This window comes from Alcanivorax sp. P2S70 (assembly GCF_000475295.1).
GTDB classification, from domain to species: Bacteria; Pseudomonadota; Gammaproteobacteria; order Pseudomonadales; family Alcanivoracaceae; genus Alcanivorax; species Alcanivorax profundi.
Window position 1 is genome coordinate 1 of record NZ_AXBZ01000041.1, and the last position, 13,533, is coordinate 13,533.

General features: G+C 60.7%; 15 protein-coding genes. 6 read left to right on the top strand and 9 right to left on the bottom strand.

The annotated features are described in order from the left end of the window. Window positions 1–171: 171 nt before the first annotated feature. On the bottom strand, window positions 172–1,371 hold the full coding sequence (gene tyrS, locus Q672_RS29570) for a tyrosine--tRNA ligase (protein WP_022986138.1): 1,200 nt from the start codon (window positions 1,369–1,371) through the stop codon (window positions 172–174). A 174-nt stretch (window positions 1,372–1,545) separates the two neighbouring features. On the opposite strand from tyrS, the gene Q672_RS29575 reads away from it, so the two are divergent. Together Q672_RS29575 and Q672_RS29580 are read left to right on the top strand one after the other, a co-directional pair. Continuing rightward, a complete protein-coding gene (locus tag Q672_RS29575; RefSeq protein ID WP_022986139.1) occupies window positions 1,546–2,880 on the top strand; it encodes a peptidoglycan DD-metalloendopeptidase family protein in 1,335 nt (444 codons plus the stop codon). Then, a complete protein-coding gene (locus Q672_RS29580; protein WP_022986140.1) occupies window positions 2,870–3,958 on the top strand; it encodes an anhydro-N-acetylmuramic acid kinase in 1,089 nt (362 codons plus the stop codon). Before Q672_RS29575 ends, Q672_RS29580 begins: the two co-directional genes overlap by 11 nt. Before the next feature lie 73 nt (window positions 3,959–4,031). Here the strand turns inward: Q672_RS29580 and Q672_RS29585 are convergent, their stop codons facing one another. From Q672_RS29585 to Q672_RS29610, 6 genes are all read right to left on the bottom strand, one after another. Then, entirely contained in the window at window positions 4,032–4,565 is a 534-nt protein-coding gene (locus Q672_RS29585) for a phosphatase PAP2 family protein (protein WP_235047203.1), read from the bottom strand. A 199-nt stretch (window positions 4,566–4,764) separates the two neighbouring features. Beyond that, window positions 4,765–5,103, bottom strand: coding sequence for an iron-sulfur cluster insertion protein ErpA (gene erpA / locus Q672_RS29590; protein ID WP_022986142.1), 339 nt, complete (start codon window positions 5,101–5,103; stop codon window positions 4,765–4,767). A gap of 90 nt (window positions 5,104–5,193) precedes the next feature. Then, window positions 5,194–5,655 (bottom strand): bactofilin family protein, encoded by a 462-nt coding sequence (locus Q672_RS29595; RefSeq protein WP_022986143.1) that lies wholly within the window; start codon window positions 5,653–5,655, stop codon window positions 5,194–5,196. A 9-nt stretch (window positions 5,656–5,664) separates the two neighbouring features. Then, window positions 5,665–6,393 (bottom strand): DUF6776 family protein, encoded by a 729-nt coding sequence (locus Q672_RS29600; protein WP_022986144.1) that lies wholly within the window; start codon window positions 6,391–6,393, stop codon window positions 5,665–5,667. 2 nt (window positions 6,394–6,395) lie between these two features. Then, entirely contained in the window at window positions 6,396–7,436 is a 1,041-nt protein-coding gene (gene argC, locus Q672_RS29605) for an N-acetyl-gamma-glutamyl-phosphate reductase (RefSeq protein ID WP_031226797.1), read from the bottom strand. A gap of 107 nt (window positions 7,437–7,543) precedes the next feature. Beyond that, window positions 7,544–8,953 carry a chloride channel protein gene (locus Q672_RS29610; protein ID WP_022986146.1) on the bottom strand — a complete coding sequence of 470 codons (1,410 nt, stop codon included), beginning with the start codon at window positions 8,951–8,953 and terminating at the stop codon, window positions 7,544–7,546. A 96-nt stretch (window positions 8,954–9,049) separates the two neighbouring features. Between Q672_RS29610 and hemJ the strand changes: the two genes are divergently transcribed. From hemJ to hemL, 4 genes are read left to right on the top strand one after another with little or no spacing between them, the layout of a single operon-like run. Next, the gene (hemJ, locus tag Q672_RS29615) at window positions 9,050–9,493 is read left to right on the top strand and encodes a protoporphyrinogen oxidase HemJ (protein WP_031226799.1); all 444 of its coding nucleotides are present in this window, start codon (window positions 9,050–9,052) and stop codon (window positions 9,491–9,493) included. A 32-nt stretch (window positions 9,494–9,525) separates the two neighbouring features. Further along, window positions 9,526–10,284: a bifunctional hydroxymethylpyrimidine kinase/phosphomethylpyrimidine kinase gene (gene thiD, locus Q672_RS29620; protein WP_022986148.1), complete on the top strand. Its 759-nt coding sequence runs from the start codon at window positions 9,526–9,528 to the stop codon at window positions 10,282–10,284. Next, window positions 10,284–10,913, top strand: coding sequence for a thiamine phosphate synthase (thiE, locus tag Q672_RS29625; protein WP_022986149.1), 630 nt, complete (start codon window positions 10,284–10,286; stop codon window positions 10,911–10,913). The genes thiD and thiE overlap by 1 nt, the downstream gene beginning before the upstream one ends. A gap of 32 nt (window positions 10,914–10,945) precedes the next feature. After that, a complete protein-coding gene (gene hemL / locus Q672_RS29630) occupies window positions 10,946–12,232 on the top strand; it encodes a glutamate-1-semialdehyde 2,1-aminomutase (protein ID WP_022986150.1) in 1,287 nt (428 codons plus the stop codon). A 183-nt stretch (window positions 12,233–12,415) separates the two neighbouring features. Here the strand turns inward: hemL and ybaK are convergent, their stop codons facing one another. Together ybaK and Q672_RS29640 are read right to left on the bottom strand one after the other, a co-directional pair. Next, window positions 12,416–12,883, bottom strand: a complete 468-nt coding sequence (gene ybaK / locus Q672_RS29635; protein WP_022986151.1) for a Cys-tRNA(Pro) deacylase — start codon at window positions 12,881–12,883, stop codon at window positions 12,416–12,418. After that, window positions 12,880–13,338, bottom strand: coding sequence for a tetratricopeptide repeat protein (locus tag Q672_RS29640; RefSeq protein WP_022986152.1), 459 nt, complete (start codon window positions 13,336–13,338; stop codon window positions 12,880–12,882). The genes ybaK and Q672_RS29640 overlap by 4 nt, the downstream gene beginning before the upstream one ends. Window positions 13,339–13,533: the final 195 nt, after the last annotated feature.

The following is a 13,533-nucleotide window of genomic DNA, read 5'->3' on the forward strand; positions in this document are numbered from 1 at the left end:
TGCCTGATTGTTAAAGAGCTTCTCGTCCGTGGCGTTTCGTTGTTGCCCCGTCGAGGAGTGCGCATTCTAGGGATTTCCCTGAGGGTGTCAAACCCTTTTTCGCACTTTTTTTAAAAAACCTTCCGACCGCTCACTTTCTGTCCAAAACGGCCCTTTTCGGGCCGTTTTTGCTTATTTGATAACCACCCTTGCGATCTTTTTCTTGCCTGCCTGGATCACATGAGTATCGCCAGCCCGGAAAGCACGCTCTTCTTGCAGCTGAACCCCATCCAGATACACCGCGCCGCGGGCAAAGACATCCTTGGCCGCCTTGCCATTCTGGGCCAGCCCCGCCTCGCGCAGCAGGGGGACAATGTGGATATCGGGCTGCTCGCCCAGCTCCACCACCACTTCCGGCACATTATCGGGGATCTCCCCAAGAGCGATCTGGTTACCGGCAGACTTTGGCGCCGCCTGTGCCGCCGCCTCACCATGGAACCGGGTCACCATTTCCAGTGCAAAGGCCTTTTTGGCCTCCTGCGGGGTTCCCTGCTGGTCAGCCTCAGCCTTCAGGGCCTCGATCTCCTCGTTTGATCTGGCACTGAGCAGTTCATAATAACGCCAGGTCAACGCATCGGGAAGCGACAGCAGCTTGCGGTACATCTCCCCCGGGGCGTCGTTGACTCCGACATAATTCCCCAGCGACTTGGACATCTTCTGCACCCCGTCCAGCCCTTCCAGGATCGGCATGGTCAGACAGATCTGCGGTGGCTGACCGTGGCTCTTCTGCAGGGTGCGCCCCATCAGAAGATTGAACTTCTGGTCGGTACCGCCCAACTCCACATCCGCTTCCAGGGCCACAGAGTCATAGCCCTGCACCAGGGGATAGAGGAATTCATGGATGGCAATGGGCTGATTACCTTTATAGCGCTTGTCGAAATCATCACGCTCCAGCATCCGCGCCACCGTGTACTGGCCCGCCAGCTTGATCATGCCTGCGGCCCCCACCTCATTCATCCAGCTGGAGTTGAATTCCACCCGGGTTCGCGCCGGGTCCAGAATCTTGAACACCTGCTCTTTGTAGGTCTCCGCATTGCGCAACACATCCTCGCGACTCAGCGGGGGGCGGGTCGCACTCTTGCCGGTAGGGTCGCCGATCATGCCGGTGAAATCCCCGATCAGGAAGATAACCTCATGCCCAAGCACCTGAAACTGGCGGAGCTTGTTGATCAACACGGTATGCCCCAAGTGGAGGTCCGGCGCGGTGGGATCAAAGCCCGCTTTCACTCTCAGAGGGCGCCCGGAGGCCAGCTTTTCCCGCAACTCGTCTTCCTGGATGATCTCGTCCGCTCCGCGAGAAATCAGTGCCAGTTGTTCTTCCACCGTGGCCATGCCTACCTCTTGAGATTCCACTACTACTGATTCGGACCAACCGGGCCCGTCAAAGCGCGCCATTGTAGCACTTGAACGCGGCCAGAGAAGGCGGGTATCTTTGCAGGTCTGTTTTTTCGCCGAGCCTGCCGGGCATCGGCCCGTCTTTTACCTAACCAGACCCCGCGAACCTTCATGAAACAATTTTTTTCTGCTATCGGCAGACTGGTGCGCCAGTTCCCACGCACCCATTTACTGCTGAGCATGGTACTGCTGGGTGGCGTCATCCTTATCGCCCTGCGCCCCGACCACCCGGGGAGCGAGCCCGCCGCGAAAACCGTCAAGGCCCTCGATCTACCCGCTCGCCCCGCTGCCAAGACCACCCCCAACCCTGCTAACAAAGCCCAACCCCCTGCAGCCCCCGCGTGGCAAACCCTGACAGTGCAAGCCGGCGACAGCCTGTCATCCCTGCTACAGCCTCTGGGTGTCGGGGCCGGCCAGGTCTATGCGCTGATCAACAGCGACGAAAAACTCCAGCGCCTTACCCGTCTTCGCCCTGACGAGACCCTGGAAGTCATTGTCAATGATAGCGGCTCACTGACCGCTGTCCGTTACCACCCCTCCCGGGTGGAAACCCTGATGGCAAAACTGACCGGCGGTGGCTGGACCGTGCGCCTGAGCCAGCGCGAGTATCAGAAACAGACCCGCTTCGCCCAGGCAGACATTACCGACTCCCTGTTTCTGGCCGGCGCTGCTGCCGGCATCAGCGACAAGCTGACCATGCAGCTGGCCAACCTGTTTGCCTGGGATGTGGATTTCGTTCTCGACATCCGCAAGGGCGACCGCTTCCGGATCCTGTACGAAGAACTGTATCTGGACGGCGAAAAGGTCGGCGAAGGCGACATCCTGATGGCCGAATTCTGGAATCAGGGGCGCCACCTGACGGCATTTCGCTACGAAACCCTGTCCGGAGATGTGGAATACCTGGACATCAAGGGTGACTCCATGCGCAAGGCGTTCATCCGCACCCCGGTGGCGTTTTCACGCATCAGCTCACGCTTCAATCTGGGCCGCCGCCACCCAGTCCTCAACACCATTCGCGCCCACAGGGGCACAGACTATGCCGCCCCCAGAGGCACCCCGATTCGCGCAGCGGGTGACGGCAAGGTGATCTTTGCCGGGGTCAAAGGCGGCTACGGCAATGTGGTGATTATCAAGCACGGCCAGATCTACACCACCCTGTATGCGCATATGCGCAATTTTGCCAAGGGAATCCGGGTCGGAAAACGGGTCAAGCAATCACAAACCATCGGCTATGTGGGCACATCCGGACTCTCCACCGGGCCGCACCTGCACTACGAGTTCCGCATCAACGGGGTACACCGAAACCCGCAAACAGTCCCGCTACCAAAGGCGCGCGGCGTTAACGACAACGAGCGGGCGGAATTCCTGATCGCAGCTAACCGGCTCAAGGCACAGATGACCTTGTTCGCCGAAGCCGCGACTCTGGCCAGCAGCAATGTCTTCTGAGCTGTATATCGGCCTGATGACCGGCACCAGCGTTGACGGCATCGACGCGGTACTGGTGCGGATCGATGATAATCGCGTCACGCTACTGGGCAGCCATAGCGAGCCCATCCCCGATCCTGTGCGGGCCGACATTCTGACGCTTTGCCAGCCGGGCAACGGAGAGATCGACCTGTGCGGCAGCGTCAGTCAGACGCTTGGCTGCCTCTATGCCAATGCCTGCCACGCCCTGCTGCAGACTCGCGGCATTGCCGCTTCCGCCATACGCGCCATCGGCTGCCACGGGCAGACCGTTCGCCACCGTCCGGGCACTCAGGGTTTTAGCCTGCAACTGGTCTGCGCCGATACCCTGGCGGTGAAAACCGGCATCCCGGTGGTACACAATTTTCGCAACAAGGACATGGTGCTCGGCGGCCAGGGCGCCCCCCTGGTGCCCCCCTTTCACCGCCAGCAGTTTGGCCGTTCTGGCGAGCGGCTTGCGGTGATCAACATTGGCGGGATGGCCAACGCCTCTCTGCTGGAAGGCCGCACACTGCTCGGCGGTTTCGACACGGGCCCGGGCAATGTGCTGATGGATGACTGGATCGCCCGACAAGGCCTTGGTCCTTTTGACCGCAATGGCGACTGGGCTGCCAGCGGCCGTGTGGACCCGGGCCTGCTCTCCACCCTGCTGAGCGATCCCTACTTCAGCCTGCCGCCGCCCAAGAGTACCGGGCGGGAACACTTCAACGCCCAGTGGCTAACCTCCCGGCTGCCCGCCCAGACCCGCCCTGCGGACATCCAGGCCACGCTCGCCGAACTCACTGCACGCAGCATTGCCGATGCCCTTGCCGCATTTCGCCCCGACGCCCTGCTCATCTGTGGCGGCGGCGCCCATAATGATTACTTGCTACAACGACTCCACGCCCTCACCGACGTCGCGGTGAACACCACGGAAAAAGCGGGTCTTCATCCTGACTGGGTGGAAGCCGCCGCGTTCGCCTGGCTGGCATGGGCGCGCTGGAATGAAAAGCCGGCCAACGCCCCGGTCGTCACCGGAGCCTCGAGGGAAGCGATTCTGGGGCAGGTCACACTGCCGTAAGAGCAGCAGCCAGCTATGAGCTATGAGTCACCAGGCGCGAACCAAGGATTACGGAAACCGAGTAGCTTGCCAGTCAAACCAGCCAGAGAGCGATCAGGGCACAACTGAAGCCCAGCGTCGCCCCTGCCAGAATATCACTGGGGTAATGGACCCCCAGCAGCACCCGGGACAATCCGACCATCACTGCCAGCGCCAATGCCAGCGCCATGACCGGCGGGTAAAAGACACACAGGAGGGTAGCCATCACGAAGGCCGCTGCGGTGTGCCCGGAAGGAAAACTGAAGCGGTCCGCCGGCTGGATGAACGCCGACAGGCTTTCCAGCGCATCGGCCGGGCGCGGACGCTTGATCAAATGCTTGAGCCCAACGAACAACGGGACTTCCAGTGCGTAGGCGGCCATCGCAGTGAGTGCAAACTCACTGCCGCCCAGACGGTCCACCCACCAGATCAGCAGGGTCAGCGCCACATAGAAAGGGCCATCTCCAAGACGCGAGACCATGCGCGCCATACGCGCCCGCCGCGCGGCCTGAGGCTGCTGAAGCAACCAGCACATGGCGCGGGTATCAGCAGCGGTCATTCGTTGAAAACTCGGTCGTGTCGTCATCATGAGTTTAGTGTCCACCCTGAAAACGACGAAATGTTGATCAAATAATGAAGGTTATGTGACAGCGGGCGCCGCACACAGAAACCCTGTGGGAGCGGTCGCTCGACCGCGAAAGAGGCTGACAGGACGTGATACTCGGAAAAGCGGGTATCGCGGTGAAACCACCGCTCCCACAGAATGGCAAGGAGTGACTCAGGGCGCCCTAGACCGAGAAGGAAGAACCGCAGCCGCAGGTCGTAGCGGCATTGGGGTTGCTGACCACGAAACGCGACCCCATCAGACCCTGCTCGTAATCTACCTGTGAGCCATCAAGGTACTGGATACTCATGGCGTCCACCAGCAGGGTGACACCGTCTTTCTCGACAATGGTATCGTCATCGTTCACGGCTTCATCGAACGTGAAGCCATAAGAAAAGCCCGCACAGCCACCCCCGGTGATATACACCCGCAGCTTGAGCTCAGGATTGCCTTCATCGTCGCGCAGCTCTTTGACTTTGGCGGCGGCAGCGTCGGTGAACGAAATAGGGGTTGGGTCGATCATAGGCTCGCTATTGCTGTAAAACGGAAGAACCCGTGACACAAACGCCGGTGTGACACGGGTTCAATATGTTCCAGTACCTGACTAAAACCGTCAAGAATTATCCGCAGCGGCCTCTTTGGCCGCCGCAGGCTTGTCCGCTGTTTTCTCCGGGGCGGGCAGATTGCGACGCTCATCGTCCAGGCGTACCAGCTTGCCGTTGACCCGGGCCCCCATCACCATCTCGATCATCAGGTAGTAAACATTGCCCTCGACAGAGGCTTTTTCAGCCAGCTCCAGATTTTCAGTAGCGTGGACGTCACCTTCCACATGGCCATTAATCACTACCTGGGGAACCTGAATCTCGCCTTTTACTACCCCCGTCTCGCCGATCACCAGTCGGCCACCATCCTTGCCGACACTGATATTGCCTTCAACAGCCCCCTGCACGTGCAGGCCACCGGTAAATTCGATATCGCCTGTCACCTTGGCACTCGGGGCGATGAGGGTGTGATTGCGGTAATCCTGGGAGGCGGATGCTCCGGAAGATGCGGATTTCTTGTCTCGGCCTAGCACTGCTCTCTCCTACTGCCACTTTATGGTTTTCTGTATTTGGTGTCGGCTTCTGCCGCCGCTTTCAGCTTCCACATCCAGTGTGCCAATCTCTACCCCTTCCGGCAGCCGAAAACGGCCACTCAGCTCCTGAAAATAGCGAAACCGGAACCGTGTCTCACTGCCATCGGCTAACCAGTCCTCACCAGTCAGTGCAAAGGCCTCTGCGTCGCGGGTTCCCTTGAGGGTCAAGCGAATATCGCCGGACAGATAATTACGGTTATCCCCCGCCTGCACCAGTACCACTTTGTAACTGTACAGGTTGGGCTCGTCGGTCGGTTGCAGCGTGGCCTTTTCAATTTGCAGCCCACCTTCAGTCCCCACCGGCGCCATGACATTCTTGTAGAATGCCACCGCCTCTTCCAGTTCGGCCGCTTGATCACGCAGGCCCTTGATTTCCTGGCGCAGGGTCTCGCGGGCCTGACGGGTCACTTCGGTGTCGGTGCGGTACAGCGCCAGTTCGTTGCGGGCAGCATCCAGTTCCCGTTTCTTGCTCTTCAATTCGGCGCGCAAACGCTGATTGGTGGCAGAGGTATCCAGGGAGCCGCTATTGCCCACCCACAGCCCCGCGACAAACAGGACCAGGGCAGACACCGCCGCCCCCACCATGAGCAAACGACGGCGTTTCTTCTGCTGGGAAGGACTGACCGGCATGAGTACCACATCATCGATACCCGCGCGGCTTTGCGGTTTCTTCGCCATGATCAGGGCATCAACGGCACGACCGCGAGGCCGGCCGATTCGTCCAGCCCAAACATGATATTCATGGCCTGCACGGCTTGCCCGGAGGCCCCTTTCACCAGGTTATCGATCACCGACAACACCACGATCACGTTCTCGCCACGGGGCTGATGCAAGGCAATCCGGCATGTGTTCGCCCCTTTCACAAAGCGGGTTTCCGGGTGGCTTCCCAGCGGCATGACATCCACAAAGGGCTCATCCTGATAGCGTTTTTCATAGGCAGCCTGGATCTCTTCCAGAGACGGCGCACCTTCTACCAGCTGACCGTAAAGCGTGGCATGAATACCTCGAATCATGGGAATCAGGTGGGGAACAAAGGTGGCCTTTACCGGCCGACCGGCAATGTCCCCAAGGCCCTGCTCGATTTCCGGCAGATGGCGATGACCACTGGCTCCGTAGGCCTTGTAGCTTTCACCGGCTTCCGCCAGCAACATCGGCACCTTGGCCCCCTTGCCCGCGCCACTGGCGCCGCTGGCGGCATTGGCAATCAGCTGGTCAGGCTTGATCCAGCCATTCTCCAGCAACGGCAGGTAACCCAGCTGGATGGAGGTGGGGTAGCAGCCGGCGCACGCGACCAGGCGCGCCTTACGCATTTTCTCACGGTTCACTTCCGGCAGGCCGTATACCGCTTCCGCCAGCAACTCGGGGCAGGCATGGGGCTCGCCATACCATTCGCTCCACAGTTCGTGATCCCGCAATCGGAAATCAGCAGACAGGTCGACCACCCGCACGCCAGCCGCCATCAGCTCTGGCATCATGCGCATGGCAACATTATGTGGCGTGGCAAAGAACACCACATCGCACTGCGCCAACCGCGTCACGTCCGGCTCACTAAACACCAGATCGGTGCGGCCACGCAGCGAGGGAAACATGTCAGCCACAGCGGTACCGGCATCGCCTCGGGACGTGATCACATCCAGTTCCACCTGGGGATGATTGACCAGCAAACGCAGTAACTCGACCCCGGTATACCCGGTGCCGCCGACTACGCCGACCTTCAGGATTGCCATAACTTCACTCCACTGTTTGCTGTACTGCTGCAATAAAAGGCAGGCACGCATGATAGGGGCGCCCACCCACCGCGGCAACTTTGCCGCCGCCAACGCCCGGCTCAACCCGGCAGCTGTCGCTCCTGATCGGTTTTATCCGTCTCCGGAGCCTTGTCCTCGGGTTTAGGTTTTTCCAGCGCCATGCCCTGACCATCAGCCATGCGCTCGGCAAGAGAGTCATACAACGGCCGTGCCCAGACCAGCTTGGCCACTGCAGCGGCCAGAAACGCCCCGGCCATCAGCGGCAGCAGGATATCGTGACGGTTACCCGTCAGCTCCATGACAATCACAAATGAGGTAATCGGGCGCTGAATCACCCCGGCCAGAAACGCCGCCATAGCCACCAGGGTCAGCCCGACCAGCGACACTTCAGGGAAAAAGCCGCCGATCACATTCCCGAAACCGGCCCCGGCAGCCAGACTCGGCGAGAACAGCCCACCGGGAATCCCGGTGAAATACGATGCCAGCGTGGCCGCCATTTTTGCCAGCGCAAAACTCCAGTTACCCGGGTGCTCACCGGTCAGCAAAATGCTGGCCTGCTCATAACCACTACCGTAAGTGGCTCCACCGGTGGCCAACCCCAGAAACACCAGCACCAGCGAACACAGCAACACCACCCGGTAGGGATGAGCCTTGGCGAAGGGAGACAGAAACTGGCTGCCACGAATCAGCAACCGGCTGAAAATCCCGCCGAACAATCCGCAGACCAGACCGGTCACGCCAATGGCCACCCAATCTGTGGTGATATCCAGCTTGCCACCAGGGTGTCCGAAAAAGCTGTAGTGCCCCATGATCATCAACACCACCACCCCGGACAGGATGATCGCCAGGATCAGGGTACCGCTGGTACGTTGTTCGAAAGAACCCGCCAGCTCTTCAATCGCAAACACAATCCCGGCCAACGGCGCATTAAAGGCCGCAGAGACCCCGGCAGCGCCCCCCGCCACAATCAGCGAATTGTCCACGTACTTCTGGTGCAAGCGCCCCACCTGGCCCACCGAGTACATCATCGCCGCCCCCATATGCACACTGGGGCCTTCGCGACCAATGCTGGCGCCACATAACAACCCCAGGCTGGTCAGGACGAACTTGCCGAAAATCACCCGCAGGGACAAAAACGTGGGGCGCAACCAGTGATAACGCTGCTTGAGCACCACCAACACTTGGGGAATACCACTGCCCTGGGACTCGGTACCGAGCTGGCGCATCAACCAGACGATGATCAGCATACCCAGCGGGGTCACCAGGATAGGCAGCAACGGAGACCGCTCATGAAGCTGCACAAAGGTATGGGACGCCAGCTCAGCCACCCAGGCAAACGCCACCACCAGCAACCCGACCAGCACGGCACCGGTCCAGAACACCATGCGCAGCTTCCAGTCCTGCCAGGAACCCAGCTGCCGCCGACTCAAGCGCCGCGTGCGAAACAGGTAGTAACGCATCAGACGACGTTGACGGGAGCGCTTGTTCACAGGACTCCTTTCGGATTCGGTAACGACAAAGGGAAGGCTGTATAGTGTACGCCCAGCCAAGCGACACTCCAATGCCACCCACACAGGAAGCCCATGATGCAGTTCGCGCTAGACCACTTTCTCTGGATTAAAGCCATCCACTTGATCGCCGTGATTTGCTGGTTTGCCGGCATCTTCTACCTGCCGCGGCTGTTCGTGTATCACGCCATGGCCGAAGACCAGACCAGCAAGGACCGTTTCAAGATCATGGAACGCAAGCTGTATCGCGGCATCATGAATCCCAGCATGATCATCACTATCGTGCTGGGACTATGGATGTTCATGGCCAACATGGAAGCTTACAAAGGCAGCGGCTGGATGCACGCCAAGCTGACTCTGGTGTTTCTGCTGGTGGGTTACCACCACATGTGTCTGGCGTACATGAAGAAGTTTGCCGCCGACGCCAATACCAAGAGCGACAAATTCTTTCGTATCTTCAATGAAGTCCCTGTTTTCCTGCTGGTCGCCATTGTTATTCTGGTGATCGTCAGACCCTTCTGACGATCGTTTTTCTTCGCTCAGGTTCGCCGTTTATGAAACCGAATATTCTTGTCATTGCCGGCCATGACCCCTCCGGGGGAGCCGGCATTCATGCCGACATCGAAGCGATTCGCGCTCTCGGCGGCTTTGCCTCCACCTTGATCACCGGGCTTACCGTCCAGAACAGCCAGAACGTGAAAGGCTTTCAGCTCACCGACATCGACCTGCTGCAGCAGCAGGCCGACACCTTGCTGGAAGACTACACCTATCAGGCCGTCAAAATTGGCATGACCGGGTCAGTGGCCATCATCGATTTTATTGCCCGCCTGCTTGAGCAGTTACCCGGTATCCCGGTGATACTCGATCCCGTTCTGGCCGCCGAGGCCGGCGGCAGTCTCACCCGGGAATCCCTGGCCGATGCCATGCTTGACCGCCTGGCGCCTCACTGCGAAGTGATGACGCCCAACCTGCCAGAAGCCCAGCTGCTCACCGGCAAGGACAGCGTTGCCGACTGCGGCGAAACCCTGGTGCAACGCACCGGCCGCGCAGCCCTGATCACAGGCACCCACGACACCACCGAGCAGGTCACCAACCACCTGTTCACTGACAGCGGCGAGCAGGCCTGGCAATGGGAGCGTCTGCCACACAGCTACCATGGCTCCGGCTGCACCCTGGCATCCGCCATCGCCTGCCTGCGAGGGCACGGAGAGTCCCTGGCCAACGCCGTCGCCGATGGCCAGGCCCATGTGGACCGTTTTCTGCGCGGCGCCTTCCGGCCCGGCAACGGACAGCACGTCCCCGACCGCCGCTGATGACTTCACGCATTCAAGGCCTGTATGCCATCACCGACCCGGCGCTGACCCCGGACGCACTGCTGCTGCCCGCCGCAGAGGCGGCCCTGCATGGCGGCGCCCGCTTGTTGCAATATCGCGACAAGACAGCCACTGCCGACCAGCGACGCCGCCGGGCCAGCCAGTTACGGGCCCTGTGCCACCAGTATGACGCCAGCTTTATCGTTAACGATGATCCCGCACTGGCCGCCGACGTGCAGGCAGACGGGGTGCACATTGGGCAGAGCGATGCGGAAATTGCGCTGGCCCGTCAGCTGCTGGGGCCCGACCGCATTATCGGCGTCACCTGCCATAGCGATCTGGCGCTGGCCCGGAAAGCCATCGCCGCAGGCGCCGATTATGTAGCCTTTGGCCGCTTCTTTGCCTCACGCACCAAACCCCTGGCGCCGCCGGCCGAGGTGTCCACCCTGCAATCTGCCTGTCAGGCATTTCATGTACCTGTGGTAGCCATCGGTGGAGTGAATGCGGATAATGCGCCGCAGCTGATTGAGGCTGGCGCCGCTGCCGTCGCCGTCATTCATGCCCTGTTCGGCCATTCCGATCCGGCCGAAATCGAAGCTGCCGCCCGTCAACTCAGCGCCCTTTTCTGATCCGTTCAGATCCCAGATTCAGGAGAACAACCATGAGCCGCAAGCAATCCGAAAAGCTTTTCCGTCAGGCCCAACAACACATTCCCGGTGGCGTCAATTCCCCGGTGCGGGCCTTCAAAGGCGTCGGCGGCACCCCGGTGTTCTTCCACGAGGCCCAAGGGCCTTACCTGTACGACGAAGACGACAATCGCTACATCGATTATGTGGGCTCCTGGGGGCCCATGATTCTCGGCCATAACCACCCACAAGTGATTGAGGCCGTGAATCAGGCGGTCAGCCACGGCCTGAGCTTCGGCGCCCCCACCGCCGCCGAAATCGCCATGGCCAACAAGGTCTGCGAGCTGGTGCCGTCCATGGACATGGTCCGCATGGTCAACTCCGGCACCGAAGCCACCATGAGCGCCATTCGCCTGGCCCGTGGCTATACCGGCCGCGACAAGATCATCAAGTTCGAAGGCTGCTACCACGGCCATGTGGACAGCCTGCTGGTGAAGGCCGGCTCAGGCGCCCTGACCCTGGGAAACCCCAGTTCCCCGGGCATCCCGGCATCGGTCACGGCGGACACCCTGACCCTGAACTACAACGACGCCGCTGCCGTGGAAAATGCGTTCAACGACTATGGCGATCAGATTGCTGCCGTGATCGTGGAACCGGTAGCAGGCAACATGAACTGCGTACCGCCGACACCCGCTTTCCTGCAGGCCCTGCGCAAGCACTGTGATGACCACGGCAGCGTACTGATCTTCGACGAAGTCATGACCGGTTTCCGGGTTGCCCTGGGCGGTGCCCAGGCCCTGTACGGGATCACGCCGGACATGACCACCCTGGGCAAGATCATCGGTGGCGGCATGCCGGTGGGGGCCTTTGGCGGCAAGAAAGACATCATGGAGCACCTGGCCCCGCTGGGCCCGGTCTATCAGGCAGGCACCCTGTCCGGCAACCCGGTGGCCATGGCGGCCGGCCTGGCCACCCTGAACCTGATCAGCGAACCCGGTTTCCACGAGGCTCTCACCGAAAAAACCACCCGCCTGCTGGCGGGACTCACGGAAGCGGCCCACGCCGAAGGCGTCGCATTCACCACTGCCCAGGCAGGCGCCATGTTCGGGCTGTTCTTTACCGACCAGAGCCGGGTGAGCAGCTTTGCCGAAGTCATGGCCTGCGACAGCGAGCGCTTCAACCGCTTCTTCCACGCCATGCTGGATCAGGGCATCTACCTTGCCCCCAGCGCTTTTGAAGCCGGCTTCGTATCCGCCGCCCACAGCGACGAAGACATCGACGCCACCCTCACCGCCGCGCGCAAGGCCTTCGGCAAGCTCTAACCAAACCTATCCGTAGGGGCGTCGCTGGCGGCGCGATGAAAGCAGTTGCGAGTACCGAGTTACGAGAAGCGAAAACCTCCAATCAATGCGGGTTTCCGCTTTTGAATTTCGAAACTCGGTACTCGTGACTCGAAACTCGGGGGATCGCGCCGCCAGCGACGCTCCTACAAAGGGAGAGGCTGCTCAGTCGCGGACCAGGGCGGCCAGTTTGCCGCCGGTGAGGGTGAGCAGATCCTGTGGCGCCATGGCGATTTCCAGACCGCGGCGCCCCGCGCTCATATAGATGTCCTGCTGCGATTGCGCGCTGCTATCCAGAACCAGCGGCAACCGTTTTTTCTGTCCCAGCGGGCTAATCCCACCAAGCACATAGCCCGTCAGTCGCTGCGCCTTGTCCGGCGGACACATCACCGCTTTTTTGCCACCCTGTGCCCGGGCCAGACACTTCAGGTCGAGCTGATGGGCCACCGGCACCATGGCTACCACCGGCACCTCATCGACCAGGGCCACCAGCGTCTTGAAGACCTGTGCCGGTGGCAGCCCAAGTCGCTCGGCGGCCTCCAGCCCGTAGCTTTCCGCCTTGGGGTCATGTTCGTAACTGTGCAACTGGAAAGCGACCTTGGCCTTTTTTGCCGCCTGCACTGCGGGCGTCATACCGGTCGCGCCACCGGATTACGTAACGCCGCGGCCCGGCTGCGTGCGTCGCGGGCACCGTCTCGGTCCCCTTGCCGTTCACGAGCCGTCGCCACCATCTCCCACAGGCTCGCCTGGTAATCATCATGGTCCGGTGCCAACCGCAGCGCCTTGAGCGCAAAGCCCTCCGCGCCTCGGGCATCGCCCTCGGACAACCGCAGATCCGCCAACGCCCGGTACAACCAGGAGGAATCCGGGGCAATATTCAGGGCTCGCTCCAGATAGCGCTCTGCCGCCGCCCCCTGGCCTTGCTGCCGGGCACTTTCCGCCCGCTGCAGCAACGCCATTGCAGGCGAACCTTCCAGCTCGACACTGGCCGTCATGGGTTCAACCGGCGCGTCTGGAGGCCGCACGGCACAGCCTGACATCACTAACGCAACGACCAGTATCCGAATCCACCCTTGCCTGTTCTGCATACTTGTTCCTTTGTGTGTTCTTCGGGCCTGGCAGCCTTGGAGCCTGTTAACACTACCGGTACGGCTCCTGCTGAATGCATTTTTCATCCAGTCGTGCCAGCTAGTGTGCAGTGTAGTCATTCTACATAAACAGCGGCTGGCGCTGCCGGGCGGAACAACGGATCAGCCCTCCAGGTTGAGTCCTGACCGCGCTAA

Bases quoted from the DNA above. Each gene is read 5' to 3' on its own strand.
- tyrS (WP_022986138.1), bottom strand. From the start codon at position 1,371: ATGGCCACGGTGGAAGAACAACTGGCACTGATTTCTCGCGGAGCGGAC.
- Q672_RS29575 (WP_022986139.1), top strand. From the start codon at position 1,546: ATGAAACAATTTTTTTCTGCTATCGGCAGACTGGTGCGCCAGTTCCCA.
- thiD (WP_022986148.1), top strand. From the start codon at position 9,526: ATGAAACCGAATATTCTTGTCATTGCCGGCCATGACCCCTCCGGGGGA.
- ybaK (WP_022986151.1), bottom strand. From the start codon at position 12,883: ATGACGCCCGCAGTGCAGGCGGCAAAAAAGGCCAAGGTCGCTTTCCAG.
- hemJ (WP_031226799.1), top strand. From the start codon at position 9,050: ATGCAGTTCGCGCTAGACCACTTTCTCTGGATTAAAGCCATCCACTTG.
- Q672_RS29580 (WP_022986140.1), top strand. From the start codon at position 2,870: ATGTCTTCTGAGCTGTATATCGGCCTGATGACCGGCACCAGCGTTGAC.
- Q672_RS29585 (WP_235047203.1), bottom strand. From the start codon at position 4,565: ATGATGACGACACGACCGAGTTTTCAACGAATGACCGCTGCTGATACC.
- erpA (WP_022986142.1), bottom strand. From the start codon at position 5,103: ATGATCGACCCAACCCCTATTTCGTTCACCGACGCTGCCGCCGCCAAA.
- thiE (WP_022986149.1), top strand. From the start codon at position 10,284: ATGACTTCACGCATTCAAGGCCTGTATGCCATCACCGACCCGGCGCTG.
- Q672_RS29600 (WP_022986144.1), bottom strand. From the start codon at position 6,393: ATGGCGAAGAAACCGCAAAGCCGCGCGGGTATCGATGATGTGGTACTC.
- hemL (WP_022986150.1), top strand. From the start codon at position 10,946: ATGAGCCGCAAGCAATCCGAAAAGCTTTTCCGTCAGGCCCAACAACAC.
- Q672_RS29640 (WP_022986152.1), bottom strand. From the start codon at position 13,338: ATGCAGAACAGGCAAGGGTGGATTCGGATACTGGTCGTTGCGTTAGTG.